Genomic DNA, 23050 nt, shown 5'->3' on the forward strand with positions numbered 1-23050 from the left:
ATAAGACGATCGAGTTGGCTGACGGCGGCTACGACGAAGTGCGCACTAATCAGGCCACCTTCACCCTGAACCCGTACATCGAAAAATTGACCTACACCGGCACGACGGCTTTCACTGCTTATGGCAGTGTCACCGATAACATCATCATCGGCGGCGCAGGTAACGACGTGCTGTTCGGCGGTGACGGCGCCGATCAGCTCTTCGGCGGCGAAGGGTTGGACGTCGCCGGTTATACCGACAGCAAGGTGGCGGTGAATATCAACCTCAAGACGGGGGTTCACTCTGGTATCGCTACCGGCGATACCTTTACCGACATCGAAGTGATTCGTGGCTCAAGTTACAACGACACCTTTGTAGCTGACGGTCTGGCGATTGGCTTCGATGGTGGTCTGGGAATAGACACGGTAGATTATTCGACCTCGGCCGAAGCGATCAATGTCGATATTCGCGTCTATAAAGGCTTGCCTGGAATTGGCGGTGATGCCGAGGGCGACACGCTGGAAGGTATCGAAAAGGTTATCGGTACGGCGTTCAATGACACATTCACCAGTGCCTGGGGGGCTGTAACGCTGGAGGGAGGGCTCGGTGACGACGTCTACATTGTCAACACCAGCGGGAACAAGACGGTCGAGCTGGCTGATGGCGGCTTCGACGAAGTATTTACTAACCAGGCCATCTTCACCATGGACCCGTTCATTGAGAAGATGACTCACACTGGCACGGTGGCATTCACAGGCTACGGCAACACCGGCGATAACATCATCATAGGTGGCGCAGGCAACGACGTACTGTTCGGCGCTGCTGGTGCAGATCAACTCATTGGTGGAGCAGGCGTGGATGTCGCCAGCTATGGCGATAGCCGGGTAGCGGTTACCCTTAATATGACCACAGGCGTCCATTCCGGTATTGCAGCAGGCGATACCTATCAAGAGATTGAAACGCTGCGTGGGTCGGGTTTTAACGACACCTTCATCGGCGGTTCGCAAGCGATGGGCGTGGATGGCGCGTTGGGAACTGATCTGGCCAGCTATGAACAGTCCTCCAGCGCGGTGACCATCGACCTGACAACCAATGTGAATGCCGGTGATGCGGCAGGCGATACGTTTACCGCGATTGAGATCTATCAGGGCTCCGATTTCGATGACACGCTATTGGGCTCTGCTAAAGCCGACATTTTTATTGGTGGTGCGGGCGCCGACGTCATTGATGGTCGCGATGGTGTGGATCAAGCCTGGTATATCAACAGTGCTGCCGCTGTGGATATCAACCTTCAGACGGGTATTCACCAGGGCGGCGACGCCCAGGGTGATGTGCTGACTAACATCGAGCGGGTCATGGGCAGCCAGTTCAATGATTCGATGACAGGAGACAGCCTGGCTAACTGGTTGGAGGGTGGGCTGGGCAATGACACCATCTACGGGGGCGATGGCGCCGATTACATCTATGGCGGCTTGTACACTGCTACAGGCCCGATGCTTCCCGGTGGCCCTGCCAACGTAGCCCAGGCCGATCAGCTCTATGGCGGCCTCGGCAACGATGCGCTTACCACGGCCAACCTGGACACCGGAGCAGTGGCCTATGGAGAGGCAGGCAACGACGGCATTGCCGTGTTCAGCGGCACTGCTGATGGTGGGGCAGGCAACGATATTTTGTTGGGCAGAGGGGATGGTTTCCGCTTGTTGGGCGGGGCCGGCGATGACACTTTAACTGTCGCCGAAGGTGGTCAGGGGTTCGTTAATGGAGGTCAGGATGACGATACCTACGTCATCGATACCTACGGCCAGGTCACGATCAAGGATGACGGTACAGGAGGGTTTGATCGGGTGTTGCTGAACGGAATGGAGTCGATGGACACGATAACGACCGTGCGCAGTGGCAATGACGCGTATATCTTCAATACCTCGAGCTACCATTCAGGCCAACCGCTTTCGGACATGGGCGTGAAGCTGCAGGATTGGTACGCGGGCTTCAACACCATCGAGCAGTTCCATACCTCTAATGGAGATGTCTTTACGATCCCCGCATAACAGCGTTCCCCCTTGCCCGGGGTGCTTGATATAGGACAGGGCTACAAAAACGCCTCTGGGTCAATAAGACCCAGAGGCGTTTTTTATTTGCCCGCGCAGCATGGGCGCAATTTTACGCAGGCGAGTCCAGCCGTAAACGGACTGTCTGGTGCGGAACTTGCAGCCCAGCGCAAAGCGCTCGAAGAGCGTCAAGTTTCCTTACGACCTCTGTCATCAAGTCAGTATTGACTGGCGACATGGATGTCATGAAAAACCAAGGGATGGATAACAGTTGAAAACCCCTAACGCTGTCAGTGCGCCTGTTGTTGCGCCTCCATTGAAATCGGCATTGCGCCGGGGGCTGATAGGCGCCGCGCTGTTTTCCGGGGTGATCAATATCCTGGCGCTGATTGGCCCGGTGTTCATGCTGGAAGTCTACGACCGGGTCATTCCCAGCCAGAGCGTCCCGACCCTGGTCGCCCTGGGGCTACTGGCGCTGGGGGTTTATGCGCTTTCGGGCCTGCTGGATATCATTCGATCCCGAGTCATGGTGCGAATTGCTTCCTCGCTGGATCTGACGCTGTCTTCGAGAGTCTTCAACGTGATTGCCGGTGCTTCGCTGAAAACGCCGATTACCGGAGACGCTCTGAAACCGGCCCAGGAGCTGGATCAGATCCGCGGTTTTATTGGTGGTCCGGGACTTGTGGCATTTTTCGATTTGCCGTGGATGCCGGTTTACCTCGCGGTCTGCTTTTACATTCACCCGCTCTTTGGTCTTTTAACCGTCGCCTTGATGATTATCCTCATCGCGCTGACCGTACTCACTGACCGGCAGACCCGCAAATTGATGCAGGCGTCGGCCGATGCGTTGAACAAGCGCAATCACCTGGGCCAGCAAGCTCACCAGAACGCCGAAGCGCTGATGGCCATGGGCATGTTGGTCAACACGTCGACTATCTGGCAGAAGAATCACAGCACCTTCATTACCCTGCAACGACGCTCGATCGACATTGGTGGCTTTTACGGTGGCATTTCCAAAACCCTGCGCCAGGTCGTTCAGTCGGCCGCCCTGGCCTTGGGTGCATGGCTGGTGATCCAAGGCGACTTGAGCGGCGGCACGATGATCGCGGCCTCGATTATTGTGGCGCGGACGCTGGCACCGGCGGAGCAGGTCATTGCCTCGTGGCGCAGCCTGTTGGGTGCCCAGATCGCCTGGAAGAAACTAGTGGAAGTGTTCTCGCTGTTCCCGGATGCCCAGAGCAAGACCGAGCTTCCTGCGGCCCATCGCAACTTGCAGGTCGAAAGTGTTTTCGCAGCGCCACCCGGCGCGCAGCGCCTGACCTTGCAAAATATCAACTTCCTGGTCGCCGCGGGCACTGCTGTGGGGGTGGTGGGGCCGAGCGCATCGGGCAAGTCGTCATTGGCGCGGGTCCTAGTCAACGCCTGGGCCCCGGCGCGGGGGCATGTCCGGCTCGATGGCGCGCCGCTGGATCTGCTGACCGAACAGGCTCGAGGCAAGTTGATCGGTTATCTGCCGCAAAGCGTTGGGCTGTTTACCGGAACCGTCGCCCAGAACATCGCCCGCCTAGACCCTTCGGCACCGGACAGCGCGATTGTCAGCGCTGCGCAATTGGCCGGGGTTCATGAGCTGATCCTGCAGTTGCCCCGAGGCTATGAAACCCAAGTAGGCGAGGGCGGGGTCAACCTCTCGGCCGGTCAGCGACAACGGGTGGCACTGGCCAGGGCTTTATTCGGTGATCCGTTCCTGGTGGTGCTGGACGAGCCAAATTCAAACCTCGATGCCGAAGGCGAACAGGCGCTGGCCAAAGCCATCCTGGCGCTCAAGGCTCGTGGTGCAATCGTGGTGGTGATTGCCCATCGCACCAGTATCTTGTCGGTGATTGACCATGTGCTGATTCTCGAAAACGGCATGCAGGCAGCTTTCGGTCCCAAGGATGTCGTCCTTAAAAGGCCGCCTGCACCAGCTCCCAGGCCCGCCAACAATGTCGTGGAATTGGGAGTGCCCAACTGATGCAGGCCGATCAAGAAGCCAATCTGACCGATTCTTTATCCCGTCATCTGCGTTGGGGGGCGGTGTCATTGGTGCTGCTGCTCGGTGGAAGCCTGACTTGGGCGATGTTGACCAACCTGTCTGGTGCAGTCATTGCCTCGGGGGTAGTGGCCGTGGAGGGCAGCGTCAAGACGATTCAGCATCCTACCGGAGGTGTGGTGGCCGAATTACTGATCAAGGAAGGGCAGACAGTCGCGGCAGGGGACGTGCTGTTGCGCCTCGATGCCACATTGCCCGCCGCCAGCCAGGCCATTGTCAGTAAATCCTTGAACCAGGCTTGGGCGCGTCTGGCTCGCCTGGAGGCCGAGCGGGACGATGCCAGCGAGGTAGTGGTACCAACGGAGTTGCTGTCCCGCATGAGCCTGGAGGAGGCCGAGTCGGTCATGGCTATAGAGCAGCAACTGTTTCTTGACCGGCGCGCTTCCCGCGAAGGCCAGAAGAAGCAACTGCGCGAGCGTGTCCAGCAACTCAACGAAACCATTGCCGGTCACGACATCCAGCAGAAAACCAAGCTGGAAGAAATCGAACTGATCGATAGCGAATACCAGGCCGTCAAGAAACTGTTCGACAAAGGCATGATGACTCTCGATCGGGTCAATGCCCTGGCTCGAGGTATTGCCCGCTTGCGCGGAGAGAGGGGACAGTTGATGGCGTCCATTGCCGAGGCTCGGGGCAAGATCGCCGAAACCGAGTTGCAACGACTCCAGGTTGACCAGACTTTCCGCAGTGAAGTGTCCCAGGAACTGAGAGATTTGCTGGCCCGTCAGGGCGAATTGATCGAGCGGGAAATCACTGCCAGCGATCAGCTCAAACGCATCGACATCACCTCGCCTATTGCCGGACGCGTGCAGCAATTGGCCGTCCACACAATCGGTGGCGTCATCTCACCGGCCGAGGGGCTCATGCAGATCGTACCCGCCGACGATGAACTGCTGGTGGAGGCGAAAATCAGTGCCCAAGACATTGACCAGCTAACGGTCGGGCAATCCGCGACCTTGCGCTTGAGCGCGTTCAACCGCAGCACCACGCCCGAACTGACCGGCACCGTGGTGCGACTGTCAGCAGATCTGATTCAGGATGAGCGCACAGGGGCGGGGTTCTATCGGGCGGGTATCAAAATTCCTCAAAGCGAATTGGCGAAGCTGCAAGGGCTAGCCCTGGTGCCGGGAATGCCGGTTGAGTCGATGATCCAGACCGGCTCCAGAAACGTCATGTCTTACTTGCTCAAACCAATCAGCGACCATGCCCAGCGAGCATTCAGAGAGGGCTAGTTTTTAACGTTGAATGGCTTGGCGAGGTTATGAACGCTAGAGCTTTCGATATCAGGATTTGCTGGCGCGTTTCCTGCAAGCCCCCCTCATATCGCCATAAAACGAGCGCTCGCGGACCATCGCAGCGCCCGGATCGGCATTGAAGGTGTAATCCCCGCGCCAGCAGAGCGAAACAACGCTTGGCTGAGCCCGGTGATGGACAAGAGGGGAGACGATGAAGGCAGTTATCTTGGCAGGTGGTCTCGGCACACGGATCAGCGAGGAGTCGCACCTCAAGCCCAAGCCGATGATCGAGATCGGTGGCAAGCCAATTCTTTGGCACATCATGAAGCAGTATTCCGCCCATGGAATCCACGACTTCGTCATTTGCCTGGGTTACAAGGGCTACGCCATCAAGGATTTTTTCGCCAACTACTTTCTGCACACCTCCGACGTCACTTTCGACATGTGCAACAACCGCATGGACGTTCACCAGAACTACAGCGAGCCGTGGCGCGTGACCCTGATCGACACTGGTGAAGACACCATGACCGGCGGCCGGCTGCGTCGGGCGGCGCGTTATCTGGAAAATGAAGAAGCGTTCTGTTTTACCTATGGCGACGGCGTGTCGGATCTCAATATTGGCGCGCTGGTGGAATTTCACTTTTCGCACGGCAAGCTGGCCACGGTGACGGCCGTCCAACCGCCAGGCCGTTACGGGGCTCTGGACAGGGATAACGACCAAGTATTGGGTTTCACCGAAAAACCACGGGGGGATGGTGGCTGGATTAACGGCGGTTTCTTCGTATTGTCGCCCAAGGTGTTGCCGTTGATCGAAAACGATGCAACTTCATGGGAATCCGGTCCTCTGGACGGCCTTGCCGCGCAAGGCCAGTTGATGGCGTTCCAGCACGATGGCTTTTGGCAGCCGATGGACACCCTGCGGGATAAAAATCACCTCGAAGCCCTGTGGCAAAGCGGGGAGGCCCCATGGAAGCAGTGGGACTGAGCCCCGAGTTCTGGCGCGGCAAGCGGGTGCTGGTTACCGGTCACACCGGTTTCAAAGGCAGCTGGTTGACGCTGTGGCTGCAGAGCCTGGGCGCACAGGTCAGTGGTTTTTCCCTGGACCCGACCACTCAACCGAACCTGTTCGAACTGGCCCGGGTCGGCGAGGGCATCGATGATCGGCGCGCTGATTTGCGCGACCTTGGCGCCTTGCTGGAAGTGCTTGCCGACGTGCAGCCTCAGATCGTCCTGCACCTGGCGGCCCAGCCGCTGGTACGCGAGGGTTATCGCGACCCGTTGGGGACCTATTCCAGCAATGTCATGGGCACCCTGAACCTGCTCGAAGCAATCCGTCAGGTTGGCGGCGTGCGCGCCTGCGTATTGGTGACCACAGATAAGGTCTACGCCAACCAGGAGTGGCTGTGGCCCTATCGCGAAAATGAACCCTTGGGCGGCCACGACCCCTACAGCAGCAGCAAGGCCTGCTGCGAATTGCTGGCGCAGTCTTATGCCGCGTCGTTCTTTTCGGCCGAGCGATTCGCTGAGCACGGCCTGGCCTTGGCCACGGCGCGGGCTGGCAACGTATTGGGCGGCGGTGATTTTGCCCCTGAGCGCCTGATTCCGGACGTGCTCAAGGCCTGGTCGGCGGACGAGCCGGTGACGCTGCGTTATCCACAAGCCGTACGCCCGTGGCAGCACGCCCTGGAACCGCTGGCCGGTTATTTACAGTTGGCCGCAGGCCTTCATGAGCAGGGGCCGGAATTTGCCGGCGCCTGGAACTTTGGCCCCGGCGAAGCGGATATGTGCAGTGTCGGTGACGTCGTCCAGTTGCTGGCCGAGCGCTGGCCGCAAGCGCCGGGCCTGCGCATCGAGCCGAGTGATCTGCATGAAGCCGGCCTGCTGCGCCTGGACAGCAGCCGCGCCCGGCAATTGCTGGGCTGGCAGCCGCGCTGGTCGCTGCAGCAATGCCTGGCCCAGACCCTCGATTGGCACCTTGCCTGGCAGAACGGCGACGACATGCGCCAAGTCACGCTGGGGCAGTTGAACCTGTACCGAGGCACGTTGTGAGCGAGTTTTCAATGAAGGCATTACCGTTGGCCGGTTTGTTCACCGTCCAGCACAAGCGCTTCGAAGACCAGCGCGGGCATTTCGCCCGGCTGTTCTGCGAAGGCAGCCTGAGCGCGTTCGGCCAGCCATTCCATATCCGTCAGATCAATCATTCTTGTACCCATGAGCGCGGTAGCGTGCGTGGGTTGCACTATCAGAACGCGGCACAACCGGAAGCCAAGCTGATTACCTGTCTGCGTGGCGAAGTCTGGGATGTGGCTGTGGATTTGCGTCCCGACTCCGAGACTTTCCTGCATTGGCACGCCGAGCACCTGAAGGCCGGTGATGGCCGCAGCCTGTTGATCCCGGCTGGGTTCGCCCATGGGTTCCAGACCCTGACCGACGATGCCGAGCTGCTTTATCTGCACAGCGCCGATTACGCCCCGGAGCACGAGGGCGGCCTGTCGGTGAGTGATCCGCGGCTGGCGATTGCCTGGCCGCTGCCTGTCAATAATCTGTCGACCCGGGACAGCAGTCATCCCTTGCTCGATGAGCGTTTCGCTGGAGTGCGTGTATGAATTGCCGAGGTTGCGGGACTGCCCTGGTGTTGCCACTGATTGACCTTGGCACGTCGCCGCCGTCCAATGCATACGTGCGGGCCGACCAACTGGAGCAGGCCGAGCAGTGGGTCCCGCTCAAGGTTGCTGTATGTCAGCAGTGCTGGCTGGTACAGACCGAGGATTACACCCGCGCCGACAGTTTGTTCGACGCCGAGTATGCCTATTTCAGTTCGTTCTCCAGTACCTGGCTGGCCCATGCCGAGCGCTATGTGGCCGAGATGGTCGAACGCTTCGATTTGACCCCGAACAGCCGCGTGGTGGAGATTGCCGCCAACGACGGTTACCTGTTGCAGTACGTGGCCAAGCGCGGGATTGCGTGCCTGGGTGTCGAGCCAACTCGCAGCACCGCCAAGGCTGCCCGTGAAAAAGGCCTGGAAATTCGCGAGCTATTCTTTGGCCGCGATACCGCGTCGCAACTCATGGGGGAGGGTTGGGCAGCCGACTTGATGGCGGCCAATAACGTGCTCGCCCATGTGCCTGACATCAATGATTTCCTCGCCGGTTTCGCCACGCTGCTGAAGCCTACGGGCGTAGCGACGTTTGAGTTTCCGCAATTGCTCACGCTAATGGCCGGGCAGCAGTTCGACACCCTGTATCACGAACATTTTTCCTACCTGTCGCTGACGGCCGTGCAAACACTGTGCGAGCGCAACGGGCTGGAAGTTTTCGATGTCAGCCAACTGTCGACCCACGGCGGTTCGTTGCGGGTGTTCGTCCAGCGTACCGATGGCGTGCGTCGTCCGGTGCAGGCCACGGTGCAACAGCAACTGCAGGCTGAGCTTGATGCCGGTGTGAAAACTTCCGCATATTACGCCACCCTGGCGCCGGCCGCCGAGGCCATCAAGCATGGTTTGCTGCGTTTCCTGTTGCAGGCCAAGGCTGATGGCAAGCATGTGGTCGGTTATGGCGCGGCCGCCAAAGGCAATACGTTGCTCAACTATGCCGGGGTCAAATCCGATCTTTTAGCCTGGGTGGCGGACGCTAATCCGCACAAGCAGGGTAAATACCTGCCAGGTAGCCGGATTCCTATCGTCTCGCCGGAGCGTATCGCTCAGGAGGAACCTGATTACGTGTTGGTACTGCCTTGGAACCTACTGGCAGAGATCACAGGTCAGTTTGCCTCGATTAACAGTTGGGGCGCACAGTTCGTTGTGGCGGTCCCGGAGTTGAGTATTCAATGAGCAGAATTCATTACACCAAACCGAGCATCGGCGAACTGGAAGCGCGGTACGCACTTGACGCAGTGAAGAACGGTTGGGGGGAGCGTTGCTACGAGTACCTGAACCGTTTCGAGCGCGGTTTTGCTGAGCACCTTGGAGTGACTTATGCCATCGCAACCTCCAGTTGTACCGGGGCGTTGCACATGGGTATGGCGGCCCTGGATATTGGCATCGGTGATGAGGTAATCCTCGCCAATACCAATTGGATCGCGTCCGCGGCCCCCATAACTTACCTGAACGCCACGCCGGTGTTCGTTGACGTACTGCCAGATAGTTGGTGCCTGGACCCGGAACAGGTCCGACGTGCAATTACTTCGCGAACTAAAGCAATTCTGGCGGTGCACCTTTACGGCAACCTATGTGACATGGATGCTCTGCTGGCAATCGGCCGCGAGCACGGCATACCGGTAATCGAAGATGCTGCTGAGGCGATTGGTTCGCAATGGCGTGGTAAAGCTGCGGGATCCTTGGGAGCATTTGGTGCGTTTTCTTTTCATGGCACAAAGACCATGACTACCGGCGAGGGGGGGATTTTCGTTACTTCGGATAAGGGATTGTATGAGCGAGTTCTTACCCTGTCCAACCATGGTCGTGTTGCTGGTAGCGTCCGACAATTCTGGCCGGATTTTATTGGCTATAAATATAAAATGAGCAATTTGCAAGCGGCGGTGGGTTGTGCCCAGGTCGAGCGGATAGAGGAGCTCATTCAGCGCAAGCGCGTGATATTTGATGTTTATGCCCAAGCATTGACTTGTTTGCCGGGCCTGTACATGAATCCTGAACCGGCGCATTCCCGTAACGGCTATTGGATGCCTACTGTGGTTTTCGACGAGTCCACTGGTATTGATCGGGAGCATCTAATTGGCGCATTCCAGGCCGAAAACATTGATGCCCGAGTGTTCTTTTGGCCGCTCTCCTCGTTGCCGATGTTCTGTGGTAAGACGGTCGACACGCCAGTTTCCAATTCGCTGCCGGGGCGTGCGATTAATTTGCCGAGCTATCACGACATGACCTATGCCGATCAGCACAGGGTCATTGATGTTGTGCGAGCGGTTCTTGAGCATAAGGAAAAATTATGAAAGTTTATTTGTTGGGTGCGGCTAATCCCGAGTCGATTCGTATGATCCAAGCAGTGCGGCGCGCTACGCCAAACTTGGAGTTCGCGTTTCTAGATAACGATCCGGCCAAGCAGGGCACTTTATTTTATGGTGTTCCCGTTGTGGGAGGTCTGGATCGAGTGGGTGAACTCAAGGGTGATGATGTGCGTTTCGTCAATTTGATAACCGGTAACACTGTCACGCGTTATGAAACTACGTGTCGGCTGGTAGAGGCTGGTGCAACCCTAGGTAACTTCCTGCACCCCAATATTGATCTGACGATGACCGAAATAGGTTTGGGTAACTACCTGCAAGATGGAGTGATGGTGCAGGCCGAGGTTTCAATTGGAAATAATAGCAGCATTCACATGGGCACGCTGATCGGTCATGAGAGCCGTATCGGAAATTCGGTATTTATTGCTCACGGGGTCAGTGTTTCCGGTTGTTGTGAAATTGGCGACGGTTCTTTTGTTGGAACTAATGCAAGTATTCTGCCTCGCGTTCGCATCGGCCGCTGGGCAACAATTGGTGCGGGTGCGGTTATTAATAAAGATGTCCCGGATTACGCGGTTGTTGTAGGTAATCCCGGAAAAATTCTAAGAATTCAGGATGTTCCTTATCAGGATGCCCAAGTTCTCAAGTGATCCTAGCGTTTTTTGGAGAGTTTAAAATGAATCCTCAGGAACAGTTTCGCGAAGAAGTGGCTTCAAATATTGAAGGTTTGAAACACGACGAAGCCGTGCAAGCCGCATCTTTGGCTTGGGTATGCGATACCGCCAAACACAAATACACCTACAACTTTAGCTGGATGGGCCGTCCGATTATCCAGTTCCCTCAGGACATGATTGCCATGCAAGAAATCATCTGGTCCTTGCAGCCGGATGTCATCATCGAAACCGGCATTGCCCACGGCGGTTCAATTGTGTATTACGCTTCACTGCTTGAGTTGATCGGAAAGGGGGAGGTGATTGGGATTGATGTCGATATTCGTCAACACAATCGTGAGGCGATCGAAGCACATCCGATGAAGCGTCGTATCCATATGATCCAAGGCTCCAGTATCGACGAGGCCATTGTTGATCAGGTCCGCGCACGGGTAGCCGGTAAGAAAGTATTGGTGGTCCTTGATTCAAACCATACACACGAACATGTACTGGCCGAACTGCGTCTTTATGCACCATTGGTGTCGGTAGGCGGTTATTGTGTAGTGATGGATACGGTAGTGGAAGATATGCCTGCTGACTCCTTTCCAGATCGTCCGTGGAGTAAAGGCAACAATCCTAAAACTGCGGTGTGGGCTTACCTTCAGGAAAATCACGATTTCGAAGTTGACGAAAAAATTCAAAGCAAGTTGCTAATTACAGTTGCTCCCGATGGCTATCTGCGTCGGATTAGTTAAGTTAAAATCATCAGCGTTGGTTTGGTCGGTTGTGGGGAGGATTTATGCTAGGCAGTAATGGTTCGGGACAAAGGCTTTCATCAGAAGAGCGGTTTACCATCGTATTGATGACCCACAATCGACCTGCTTTCCTGCGTAGGGCATTGCATTATTACAGCGCGTATCCCTGCTCGATTATGGTGCTCGACTCGTCGGATGAGGCGTGTGTTGAACTTGCCAGACTCTACCCGAATATTGATTATCAGCATCTTCCTCAATTTGGCTATTGGGGTATTCAGTCAAAACTCGTCTATGGGGTAAGCCGAGTCACCACTGAGTTTATGGTTTTTGCCGCTGACGACGATTTCATTTTATTTGACGGTATTACCCAATCCCTTGAGTTTCTTAAGGCGAATAGCGATTACGGGCTGTGTCATGGTTATGGCATGATGTACTTGGCACATGCTACTTCGGTTGATTTTTACCGTCGGGATAAGATTGTTTGCGAGGATTATTGCTCACCCAGTGCTGCTGAGCGAGTGCAAAGTTATTTGGGGCAGTTTTTGCCACCGTTCTACGCGGTTACTCGAACCGATCTGCTACGTGATTGGTATAAGGTACTACCGGATGGAACTCGTTTTGAATGGCAAGAAATCGGTCATGCTTATTATTTGTTGGGGCGTGCTAAAGCTCGCTTGCTGCCCATCCCCTATTCATTGCGTGAAGTCAATTACGGCTATTCAGAGCACAGTACTAACGTGTTGACTGTGCTTGCAAATAGCGACGCAAAATCTGTGCAGGAACGTGAACAGTTCGCTGAGTTTCTTGCTTCTTTACCCATCGGTGTCGAAGGGAACGCGGCACAGCGCCGACAAACTGCACTCGACAGCTTTACGGCCATGAGAGATGGCTTGCTGGGACGTCGGTCATTGACGCTTGAGGTTATTGTTAATTCCTATTGGCGTAATGCTTTCCAAGAGCCGCTACGCCAGTTTCGACCCAATCAGTACCTAGAGCTTCCGTTTTATAACAAGCCGTTCTTCGATCTGCTTCAGGATTTAGAGTTCATGTTGCATGCGATGCCGGCTGGCCGCCTGCAGCTTCAGGAACTGGAAGGCATTTTGGTGCGCCAGCATGAGTTGATGCGCGTCCATCCCAACGACAACGAACGCACTATCCGGGCTCGCCTGTGGGAGGCACTAGGCCTAAACGTATTCAATCGCTCGGTGGTCAAACGTCTGGCCGAGTCGCTTCAGGGCACCGAGGAATACCAAGAGGGGCTCAAGTTGCAGGTCTGGGCCGAGCGACTGGATTCGTTGCCGGGACAAGCAGGCGACGAACTGTTAAAAAACTTGCCTTCTGGTCGCCTGTTGAACTGGCTCGAAGCGCGTAACCCCGATGCGCAACAACTCAAGTCGATCGCTGCCCATTTGGCCGAGCATCAGGGCGGGCCGCGGTTCGGCATCCTGCTGCTGGATCTGGACGCTGACATGTTCAAGTTGCAGGCCACCTTCGACAGCCTGGTCAACAGCTATTGCAAAGCGTTCAACATAGTGGTGTTCACCACCGGTGACCTACCGGCTACAACCACGGCGCGTGACACCGTGCATTTCGTCAAAGTCAGCACGACCAATTACATCGACTTCATCAACCAGATCATCGGGCAATCTGCCGCCGACTGGCTGCTGCTGGCCGAGGCCGGTGACCAGTTCACTCCGAGCGGGCTGCTGCGCGCCAGCCTCGAACTGATCGGTGCCGAAGGTGTGCGCGCCGTGGCCATGGATGAAATCCAGCGCAAGGCTGATGGCAGTCTCACTGACGTATTCCGTCCGGGGGTCAACCTTGATCTGTTGCAGTCGGTGCCGTCGTTGATGGCGCGACACTGGCTGATTCGCCGTGAGGTGCTGACCCAGACCGGTGGCTTTACCGCGCAATACACCCAAGCCTTGGAGCTTGACCTGCTGTTGCGTCTGATCGAAGACGAAGGGCTGGCCGGTCTGGCGCATTTGGCCGAACCGTTGTTGATTTGCAATGCGCCATCGCAGGAGGAAAACCCTCAAGAGCGTCAGGTGCTGACTCGTCACTTGGCTGCCAGGGGCTATCGCGCTCAGGTCACTTCGGCCCAACCGCTGAGCTATCAGATCGATTACCAGCACGCCGAGCGGCCTCTGGTGTCGATCATTCTCGAGAGTCGCGACAACTTCGAGTACATCCAACAGGCGTTGGTCAGCGTGCTGCAACGTACGCGCTACCATCGTCATGAAATAGTGATCGCGGACAACCACAGCCAATCCGTGGAACTGGCCCAGTGGTTGGACAGTCTGGAAGGCAAGGGCGAGCGGATTCGCATTCTGCGCAGCGACCGACGTCTGAGCACTTCGGCGTTGTACAACTGGGCCAGTACCGAGGCCAAAGGGGATTATCTGGTGATGCTGTCGGCCCAGTCGCAAGTGGTCAATGCCAACTGGCTCGACAGTTTGCTCAACCAGGCCCAGCGGCCTGAAGTGGGGATCGTTGGCAGCAAACAGATGGACATTCGCGGTATCACCACTCAGGCCGGTCTGGTGCTCAAGCCCGATGGTCAGGTGGCCTCGGTGTTTGTCGGCGAGCGCAAGGACGCCAAGGGCTACCTCAACGGCCATCAGGTGGAGCAGAACTATTCGGCGGTGTCGGGCGTTTGCCTGATGATCCGCAAGGACTTGTTCGAAGCCGTGGGCGGCCTGGACGAGGAGCACTTCGCTGAAGCGTTTGCCGATATCGACCTGTGCCTCAAAGCGGCCGATGCGGGTTATCTCACCGTCTGGACCCCTCAGGCCCAGATGCTGCACCCCGGCACACTCGCCGAAGCGCCACAGGCTGCCGACGCTCTTCAGGACAAATGGCAGGCGCGCTTCGAACACGACGCGGCCCGTAACCCCAACCTGGCCTTGACCGGTACGGGCTTCGCGCTGGGCACCGCCACGGCGGTGGACTGGGCGCGGTTGTTGGCATAGGCCTGGCTGTCAGGCAAAAGGATTCAAAGCATGTTCAACGGTAAATCGATTTTTATTTCCGGTGGCACCGGTTCGTTCGGGCGCAATTTCATCCGCCGGTTGCTGGAGCAATACCAGCCCAAGCGCGTGGTGGTATTTTCCCGCGATGAGCTCAAGCAATACGAAATGCAGCAGACGTTCAACGCCCCTTGCATGCGTTATTTTTTGGGGGACGTACGTGACGCTGACCGTTTGCGTCAGGCCATACGCGGGATTGACTACGTGGTGCATGCGGCGGCCCTCAAGCAAGTGCCAGCAGCGGAATACAACCCCACCGAATGCATACGCACCAACGTCAATGGCGCCGAGAACATTATTGCCTCAGCCATCGACAATGGTGTGAAAAAGGTCGTTGCGCTGTCCACCGACAAAGCGGCCAGCCCGATCAATCTATACGGCGCGACCAAGTTGCTGTCGGATAAACTGTTCGTGGCGGCCAACAATATCGCCGGTGAACAGCAGACCCGTTTCGCCGTGGTGCGTTACGGTAACGTCGCCGGCTCACGAGGCTCGGTGGTGCCATTTTTCAGCAAGCTTATTGCAGAAGGCGCCACGCAGCTACCGATTACCGATGAGCGCATGACCCGCTTCTGGATCACCCTTGATCACGGCGTGCAATTTGTGCTCGACAGCTTTGCCCGCATGCACGGCGGTGAAGTATTCGTGCCGAAGATTCCGTCGATTCGTATCGTCGATCTGGCGTTGGGCATGGCTGGGCATTTACCTCACCAGAACGTCGGTATTCGTCCTGGCGAAAAACTCCATGAGCTGATGGTGCCGCTCGATGATGCGCATGACCATCGAGTTTGCCGATCACTACACTATCCAGCCGTCGATTCGTTTCACCAGCGTGGATGTGGATTTCGCACAGGACAACCTGGGTGAGCGCGGCAAGCCTGTGGCGGAGGACTTCGAATATCGCTCCGACACCAATCCGCACTTTTTGTCGGTGGATCAGATTGCCGACCTTCATGCCCGGTTGCCGACATGATCCCCTACGGGCGGCAAAGTCTCGATCAGGCTGATATCGATGCAGTGATCGCGGTATTGCACTCCGATTGGCTGACCCAGGGGCCGACTCTTGAGCGTTTCGAGCAGGCCATGGCCTTGCGTTGCCAGGCCGCTCACGCCGTGGCGGTGTGCAATGCGACCGCTGCGCTGCACATTGCCTGCGTGGCGGCGGGGCTTGGGCCAGGTGATCGTTTATGGACCACCCCCAACACCTTCTTGGCCTCGGCCAACTGCGGGCGTTACTGCGGTGCGCAGGTCGATTTTGTTGATATAGATCCACCGACCTGGAATCTCGATGCCGCTGCCCTTGCCACAAAACTTGAAGAGGCCGAGCGCGATGGGAGGCTGCCCAAGGTGCTGGTGGCGGTGGCGTTCTCGGGACAAAGCTGTGACATGCGCAGAATCGGTCAGCTATCCGAGCGATACGGCTTTACAGTGATAGAGGATGCTTCCCATGCCGTGGGGGCGTCTTATGCGGGCCGGCCGGTGGGCTGCGGCGAGTTCGCGGACATGACCGTGTTCAGTTTCCACCCGGTGAAAATCATCACCAGCGCCGAAGGCGGCATGGTCCTGACCAATCGCCCGGACCTGGCACAGCGCCTGCAACGCCTGCGCAGCCACGGAATGACCCGCGACGCCGGACAAATGACCGAGCCCAGCCATGGACCGTGGTATTACCAGCAAGTCGAGTTGGGTTTCAATTACCGCATGACAGACCTGCAGGCCGCGCTGGGGCTCTCGCAGTTGAACAAGCTGGATGGGTTTATCGCACGGCGCCGTGAGCTGGCAGCGCGATACCATCGTTTGCTGGGCGGTTTGCCATTGACCTTGCCCGGCTTACAGCCTGACGCGGAGTCGGCCTGGCATTTGTATGTGGTGCGCTTGCAACTCGATGCCATTACCCTCAACCATCTTCAGGTGTTCGAGGGCTTGCGTGCGGCCGGGATTGGCGTAAACCTGCATTACGTTCCGGTTCATTTGCAACCGTATTACCGTGACCTGGGATTCGCCACAGGTGATTTTCCCCAGGCCGAACGTTATTACAGCGAAGCCATCAGCTTGCCCATGTTTCCTTCCCTCAGTGATGAACAGCAGGACTATGTGGTCGAGCAACTGCGCCGATTGCTTGAGGAGTAACGAGGTGAACGCCATCGCGATCATTCCCGCCCGGGGCGGCAGCAAGCGGATTGCGCGCAAGAACCTGAAGCTGTTCGCTGACGTACCCATTATTGTCCACTCGATTCGCACGGCCCTGGCGTCGCGGCTGTTCGATGAGGTGATCGTCAGCACCGACGACGAAGAAATCGCCGAGCTGGCGCAGGTTCACGGCGCGAGGGTACCGTTTATGCGTCCGTCCGCGCTGGCTGATGATTTCACCGGGACGGCAGCGGTGATCGCCCATGCGGTGGGCGAGTTGCGCGAGCAGTCGTTCGATTTTGCCTGTTGTATCTATGGCACCGCGCCGCTGTTGCAGATGCGTTTCCTGCGTGAGGGATTTGAGTTGCTGCGCGAGCACCCTGACAAGTCGTTCGCGTTTTCAGTGTCCGGTTTTGGTTTTCCCGTACAACGGGCCTTGACCCTGGATGAGCAGGGCGCGCTGACCCCGCTCTATCCGCAGTTTCGCGACACTCGCTCCCAGGACCTGCCCCAAGCGTTTCAGGACGCCGGCCAATTCTACTGGGGGCGCCGGGAGGCATGGTTACGGGGGGACGTGCTATTTTCGTCCAAGAGTTTGCCGGTGATCCTGCCCCGCCATCTGGTGCAAGACATTGATACCCCTGAAGACTGGAAGCGGGCTGAATATCTCTACGCGGCCTTGAAAGCAGGCGGGGAGCTGCAATGAGGGTACTGATTCGCGCGGACGCTTCGCCAACCATTGGCAGCGGGCACATTGCTCGCTGCCTGACGCTGGCTCGCGAGTTGCGCGGGCAGGGGGCGCATGTCGCGTTTGCCTGTCGCTTGCTGTCAGGGCATCGATTACAGGCATTGGCAACCGAAGGCTTCGAAACCTTTGCCTTGCCGGATCTCTATCCCGACGAGGATCCGCTACAGGCGATCGAGTCGTTGCTGCCCTGGCAGGCGGATATCACTGCGTTGGAACAGGCCTTGAGCGGTCAGCGGGGTTTCGACTGGATCATCGTCGACCACTACGGCCTGGATCATCATTGGCAAACCGCCGCACGGCGCTTTGCGCCCAGGATCATGGCCCTGGACGACCTGGCAACGCATCCCTAGCGTCGATCTACTGCTCAATCAGAACCTGTCCGGCACCCGGGCCGCCTACGCAGGGCTATTGCCGGAGCATTGCCAGACACTGCTGGGGCCGCGGTACGCGTTGTTGCGTGATGAGTTTTGTGCTCGGGCGATTGAGCCAAAACCCAAGGTCAGAAGGGTATTGGTTAACTTCGGCGGGTTTGATGCAGCGATGCAAACCCATCACGCCATGCGGGCGATGGTGGATTTTCATAATCTTGACGTCGATTTTGTCGCCGGAGCCGACAACCCGGCCTGGGCTCAGATGCAGGCGATGGTGGCGAGTCGGCCGCGCTGGCGGTTGCACAGCTTCGTGCGTAACTTTCATCAGCTCATGTTCGAGGCCGACCTGTTCATTGGCGCCGGTGATGGTACCAGTTGGGAACGCGCCGTAATGGGGCTGCCGACAATTTGCATTGCGGTGTCGAACAATCAACAGGCCAATGGCGAGGTGATGGCGACGTTCGGCGCACACGTGTATCTCGGTCCTCGGGAAGCGGTCAGCGTCGAGCAGTTGCGCCAGGCCATTGGGTTCGTTGCGGACAATCACGGCATGCGCTGTAGTTTGGCCCAGCGCTCACGGCAATTGGTCGATGGCTTGGGCGCAAAAAGGGTCGCCGCGACGCTGGCCGGTGCCTTGCTCCAGATTCGCCCGGCCACGCAAGCCGACGCCCAGCTGCTTTTTGACGGTCGTAACGCCGAGGCCGTGCGCCGCGTATCGCTGGATACGTCGATCATTGACTGGGACCGCCATTGCCAATGGCTACAAGCAAGCCTGGTCAACGCACAGCGTCTGTTACTGATCGGCGAATCCACGGACGGGCCCGTGGGCGCCTTACGGTATGACTTGCAAGGCAGCGAGGCGCTGGTGTCGATTTATCTGTTCGAAAGTCGCCTGGGGTTTGGTTGGGGCAGGGCGCTACTGGCCCATGGCGAAGCCTTTGTCACCACCCATTGGCCTCAACTACGGACTCTCACTGCGCAAATATTACCCGGCAACCCAGCATCCCTGAACCTGTTTCGACAGGCCGGTTTTATTCAAGGTACCTGCGTGTTTACGCGTGTATTGAAGGATCACCCCCATGAGTAGTTTCAAGATTGGCCACCGCAGCATCGGGGCGCAGGTGCCACCGTTCATCATTGCCGAGATGAGCGGCAACCATAACCAGTCCTTGGAGGTGGCGTTGCAGATCGTCGAGGCCGCCGCCCGAGCCGGTGCCCACGCCTTGAAACTGCAGACCTACACCGCCGATACCATGACGCTGGATTTGAGCGAAGGTGAGTTCTTCATCAAGGACCCCAACAGCCTGTGGGCCGGGACCTCGCTTTATGACTTGTACGAAAAGGCTCATACACCGTGGGAGTGGCATGCGCCAATTTTCGCCCGGGCAAAGGCGCTGGGCATGCTGGCGTTCTCGACCCCGTTTGACGAGACAGCCGTGGATTTCCTTGAGAGCCTGGAGGTGCCGGCCTACAAGATCGCCAGTTTCGAGAACACGGACTTGCCGCTGATCCGCCGGGTCGCTGCCACCGGTAAGCCGTTGATTATTTCTACCGGCATGGCAAGCATCGCCGAGCTCGACGACACCGTGCGTGCTGCCCGCCAAGCCGGCTGCAAGGATCTGGTGCTGCTTAAATGCACCAGCACTTATCCGGCCACGCCAGTCAACAGCAATGTGCGCACCATCGCTCATTTGCGAGAGTTGTTCGGCTGTGAAGTGGGCTTGTCGGACCATTCCATGGGCGTTGGGGTGTCTGTCGCCGCCGTGGCGTTGGGGGCGACTGTGGTGGAAAAACATTTCACCCTTGACCGCGCCGCTGGCGGAGTCGACGCCAGTTTCTCCCTGGAGCCGGCGGAACTCGCGGCGCTGGTGATTGAAACCGAGCGCGCCTGGCAGGCGCTTGGGCAGGTGCATTATGGCGTGACGGAGGCTGAGCGCAAATCGCTGGTTTTCCGTCGTTCGTTGTACGTAACGCAGGACATGAGCCCTGGCGATGTGTTTACACCGCAGAACGTCCGGGCCATTCGCCCGGGCTTGGGGCTGGCGCCCAAACATGCCGAATCCCTGATGGGCCGTCGCGCTCGCCAGGCGATCACGCGGGGTACACCTCTGGCCTGGTCGCTGGTGCACTAGCTTTATGATCGAGCTTAATCAGCAAAATCGCGTGACCTGCGAGTCATAACGCGCATCTTCACTGTATTGTATTGACCGGGAAGATGGCGCCTGGCCCTTATCAGGACCAGTGATAGCCCTTTACACTTCCCGCTTGTCGGCGCCCCTCGATTCCTTGCGAGCGGTGGTATTGGGCTGTTTTTGATTGGGAAGCCGTAATGATTGGCATAAAAAGCATTGCGAGCTACGTTCCTGTAGCCGGCGTGGACAATTACGCACAAGGTGCAAAATTTGAGAAGGATGAAGAATTCATCCTTGGCAAGATTGGTTCGGCCTTCTTGCCACGCAAGGATGACGGGCAGGAAACCTCGGACCTGTGTGTAGAAGCGGCCAATGCGCTGTTTGCCAACAATCCCGGCCTGAAACGCGAATCCATCGACGTGCTGATCGTCGTTACGCAGAACGGCGATGAAGAAGGCTTGCCGCACACGGCCGCCATCGTCCAGGACAAGCTCGGCCTGCCCACTACGGTGGCGGCGTTCGATATTTCCCTGGGTTGCTCGGGTTATGTCTATGGCATCTACGCCATCAAGGGCTTCATGGAGGCCGCTGGCCTGAAGAATGGCTTGCTGGTGACCGCCGACCCGTATTCGAAGATCGTCGACCCGGAAGACCGCAACACCACGATGCTGTTTGGCGACGCCGCCACCGCCACCTGGATGGGTGAAGATGCGCCGTGGCAACTGGGCAAGGCCAAGTTTGGCACTGACGGTTCCGGTGCGCCGCACCTCAAGGTCAGCGACGGTGTGTTCTTCATGAACGGTCGCCAGGTGTTCAACTTTGCGTTGCTCAAGGTGCCGGCTCATTTGCATGAGCTACTGTCCGAATCCAACCTGCAGCCCAGTGATATCGATGCGTTTTGCATTCACCAGGGCAGCGCGGCGATTGTCGATGCCGTGGCGCGGCGCTTCGAAGGCGAGCCGGAGAAGTTCATCAAGGACATGGTCGAGACCGGCAACACCGTGTCGTCGAGCATTCCACTGCTGCTGGAGAAGCATGTGCTCGATTCCGATTGGAAGCGCGTGGCCTTGAGCGGTTTCGGTGTGGGCCTGTCATGGGGCTCGGCGATCATCTATCGCCCGTGAGCCAATAAAACCCAGGCACAAAAATGGCGTCCAAGGTGTAACCTTGAACGCTATTTTTTTGCCTGACGCGAAAGCGAGACACCATGAGCGAGTTCTTCGAGCGCAATCTCCAAATAATCCAGCAGCGTTGGCCAGTCTTGGCTGAGCGCTTGTCGATGGAGGATGTCGGTGGATTGCAAGTCGATCTGGTAGAGGGGCTTGGGTCGACGTTGAGCGTCAATGGTATCCAACTGACCAGCCGGCATGACCGTCTCGCCGAGGCGGACCAGCAAGCCGCCAGTGTGGCGTTAGATGCCTCCATTGTGCATGTCTATGGTACCGGGCTCGGCGATCTGCAGAATCGCTTGCTGGAGCGGGCCGGACTTGAACGGTTATTTGTGCATGTCCTCAACGGTGCGGTATTCGCCCTGGTGCTGCAGGTGCTGGATCAATCTCCTTGGCTTGCCGATCCGAGAGTGGTGCTGCTCTATGCCGGTGATCTGGCGGAAATCCAACTGCCATTTTTCGCTCTTCCCGCCGAATTGGTGCTGGCCGATGATTACAGCGCCAAGATTCGTGATCGGTTGATCAGTGAAATTCATCTGGACTTCACTAACCGCGCGTTCGATCCGCAGTCCCCTGAGATTGTCGAGCGCTTGCAGTCGACTTTCAGTCTTGTGCGTGAAGATCGTGACGTTGCCGAGCTGTTCGGCACCTTGAACGGGCGTGAGGCGTTTGTCGTTGCTACCGGCCCCAGTCTCGAACAGCACTTCGAGAAACTGCGTCGTCTGAGCAAACAAACCGAGCGACCGTTGCTGATTTGTGTCGATACTGCTTACCGACCGTTGATCGATCGTGGCATTACCCCGGATATCGTGGTCAGCATCGACCAGCGTATCTCGGCGCGTCATCTTCCATCCGAAAGTACGGACGCCATTGCCCTGGTCTATCTGCCGATGGCCGACCCGTTGGTGATCGGGGCTTGGCAGGGGCCGCGTTACGCCGGTTACTCTTCGAGTCCCATCTACCTTCAGATGCGGGGACTGTTGCGCCGGGCCGAACTCCATGTAGGCGGCAGCGTGATTCATCCGGCTGTCGATCTGGCGGTGAAAATGGGGGCTGCGCAGGTCACGCTCTTCGGTGCTGATTTTGCCTTTCCCCATGACAAGACTCATGCAGGTTGGGGGGACGGTGACTTGGGACCGCAGTTGGCCGCGTCCAGGCATTGGGTGTTCGATGGGTATGGCCGGCGAGTCAAGACCCAGCTCAACTTCCGCGGTTACCTCTGCGAGCTGGAGCGTTTTATTGCCGGTAACCCCCAGGTGCGTTTCCATAACAGCAGTCGGGACGGGGCTATGATTGCGGGCACTGATTTCCACCCGGAGTATGTGCAATGAACCCGCTTCAAGGGGTGGTTGATGACGCCCGCGAATGCGCACGCCTGTTTCGTCTCGGAAGGGACATTGAGGCGGGATTGGCAATGGTCGTGTTGATCGAATCGGCTCAGCCCTTGGTTGAATCGATGCCGGGCGATGTCCCCTCGTCATGGAACACGCTACTTGCCTTGATGCTGGGTGATCAGCAGGCGCAGAACTGGATCTCCTTGGCCGATTATCTGGAGTACGAGTGGGTCCAACTGCTGACCGCTGATCAGTCGTTATGATTTTTTTGCCACCGCACCGCTGCCATTCATCTCCAGCGACATCGGCGGCGTTTCCCTGACGCCATTTTTCTACCTTTGCACGGCGGCCAAGTCCTTGATTTATGAGGGGTGGCACCCTGATGGCAAAAATTTTGAAAATTCTGCTAAAGCAAGTTCCGA

General features: G+C 57.5%; 17 protein-coding genes and 2 pseudogenes. All 19 read left to right on the plus strand.

The genetic code is table 11. From position 1 onward, the window contains the following. A partial coding sequence (locus tag BM300_RS23770) for a calcium-binding protein (protein WP_092464209.1) occupies positions 1–2027 on the plus strand: 2027 nt, incomplete at its 5' end. A 271-nt stretch (positions 2028–2298) separates the two neighbouring features. Further along, a complete protein-coding gene (locus tag BM300_RS23775) occupies positions 2299–4038 on the plus strand; it encodes a type I secretion system permease/ATPase (protein ID WP_092348934.1) in 1740 nt (579 codons plus the stop codon). Continuing rightward, complete coding sequence (locus BM300_RS23780) at positions 4038–5348, plus strand: HlyD family type I secretion periplasmic adaptor subunit (protein ID WP_092144997.1); 1311 nt, start codon at positions 4038–4040, stop codon at positions 5346–5348. The genes BM300_RS23775 and BM300_RS23780 overlap by 1 nt, the downstream gene beginning before the upstream one ends. Positions 5349–5562: 214 nt before the next feature. Further along, positions 5563–6336, plus strand: a complete 774-nt coding sequence (rfbF, locus tag BM300_RS23785) for a glucose-1-phosphate cytidylyltransferase (protein ID WP_092222821.1) — start codon at positions 5563–5565, stop codon at positions 6334–6336. Then, on the plus strand, positions 6318–7400 hold the full coding sequence (gene rfbG, locus BM300_RS23790; protein WP_092222823.1) for a CDP-glucose 4,6-dehydratase: 1083 nt from the start codon (positions 6318–6320) through the stop codon (positions 7398–7400). Before rfbF ends, rfbG begins: the two co-directional genes overlap by 19 nt. Further along, entirely contained in the window at positions 7397–7957 is a 561-nt protein-coding gene (locus BM300_RS23795; RefSeq protein WP_092222824.1) for a dTDP-4-dehydrorhamnose 3,5-epimerase family protein, read from the plus strand. The genes rfbG and BM300_RS23795 overlap by 4 nt, the downstream gene beginning before the upstream one ends. Next, positions 7954–9180, plus strand: coding sequence for a class I SAM-dependent methyltransferase (locus BM300_RS23800; RefSeq protein ID WP_092222826.1), 1227 nt, complete (start codon positions 7954–7956; stop codon positions 9178–9180). Before BM300_RS23795 ends, BM300_RS23800 begins: the two co-directional genes overlap by 4 nt. Then, the gene (locus BM300_RS23805; protein ID WP_092222828.1) at positions 9177–10298 is read left to right on the plus strand and encodes a DegT/DnrJ/EryC1/StrS family aminotransferase; all 1122 of its coding nucleotides are present in this window, start codon (positions 9177–9179) and stop codon (positions 10296–10298) included. Before BM300_RS23800 ends, BM300_RS23805 begins: the two co-directional genes overlap by 4 nt. Then, positions 10295–10960, plus strand: coding sequence for a DapH/DapD/GlmU-related protein (locus tag BM300_RS23810; RefSeq protein ID WP_092222830.1), 666 nt, complete (start codon positions 10295–10297; stop codon positions 10958–10960). The genes BM300_RS23805 and BM300_RS23810 overlap by 4 nt, the downstream gene beginning before the upstream one ends. 26 nt (positions 10961–10986) lie before the next feature. Further along, a complete protein-coding gene (locus BM300_RS23815) occupies positions 10987–11715 on the plus strand; it encodes a cephalosporin hydroxylase family protein (RefSeq protein WP_092222832.1) in 729 nt (242 codons plus the stop codon). 44 nt (positions 11716–11759) lie between these two features. Further along, positions 11760–14687, plus strand: a complete 2928-nt coding sequence (locus BM300_RS23820; RefSeq protein WP_092222835.1) for a TIGR00180 family glycosyltransferase — start codon at positions 11760–11762, stop codon at positions 14685–14687. A gap of 30 nt (positions 14688–14717) precedes the next feature. Next, a pseudogene (gene pseB, locus BM300_RS23825) lies at positions 14718–15717 on the plus strand (UDP-N-acetylglucosamine 4,6-dehydratase (inverting)). Further along, entirely contained in the window at positions 15714–16874 is a 1161-nt protein-coding gene (gene pseC / locus BM300_RS23830; RefSeq protein WP_092222839.1) for a UDP-4-amino-4,6-dideoxy-N-acetyl-beta-L-altrosamine transaminase, read from the plus strand. Before pseB ends, pseC begins: the two are co-directional and overlap by 4 nt. Positions 16875–16878: 4 nt before the next feature. Continuing rightward, a complete protein-coding gene (gene pseF, locus BM300_RS23835; RefSeq protein ID WP_092222841.1) occupies positions 16879–17580 on the plus strand; it encodes a pseudaminic acid cytidylyltransferase in 702 nt (233 codons plus the stop codon). Beyond that, a pseudogene (gene pseG / locus BM300_RS23840) lies at positions 17577–19080 on the plus strand (UDP-2,4-diacetamido-2,4,6-trideoxy-beta-L-altropyranose hydrolase). Before pseF ends, pseG begins: the two are co-directional and overlap by 4 nt. Beyond that, complete coding sequence (gene pseI / locus BM300_RS23845) at positions 19073–20125, plus strand: pseudaminic acid synthase (protein ID WP_092222843.1); 1053 nt, start codon at positions 19073–19075, stop codon at positions 20123–20125. Before pseG ends, pseI begins: the two are co-directional and overlap by 8 nt. Before the next feature lie 197 nt (positions 20126–20322). Continuing rightward, positions 20323–21249: a ketoacyl-ACP synthase III gene (locus BM300_RS23850; RefSeq protein ID WP_092222845.1), complete on the plus strand. Its 927-nt coding sequence runs from the start codon at positions 20323–20325 to the stop codon at positions 21247–21249. 83 nt (positions 21250–21332) lie between these two features. Continuing rightward, the gene (locus BM300_RS23855; protein ID WP_092222847.1) at positions 21333–22625 is read left to right on the plus strand and encodes a motility associated factor glycosyltransferase family protein; all 1293 of its coding nucleotides are present in this window, start codon (positions 21333–21335) and stop codon (positions 22623–22625) included. Next, complete coding sequence (locus BM300_RS23860) at positions 22622–22891, plus strand: hypothetical protein (protein ID WP_092222849.1); 270 nt, start codon at positions 22622–22624, stop codon at positions 22889–22891. Before BM300_RS23855 ends, BM300_RS23860 begins: the two co-directional genes overlap by 4 nt. Positions 22892–23050: the final 159 nt, after the last annotated feature.

Source organism: Pseudomonas sp. NFACC46-3, from assembly GCF_900114515.1.
Classification (GTDB): Bacteria; Pseudomonadota; Gammaproteobacteria; order Pseudomonadales; family Pseudomonadaceae; genus Aquipseudomonas; species Aquipseudomonas fluorescens_Q.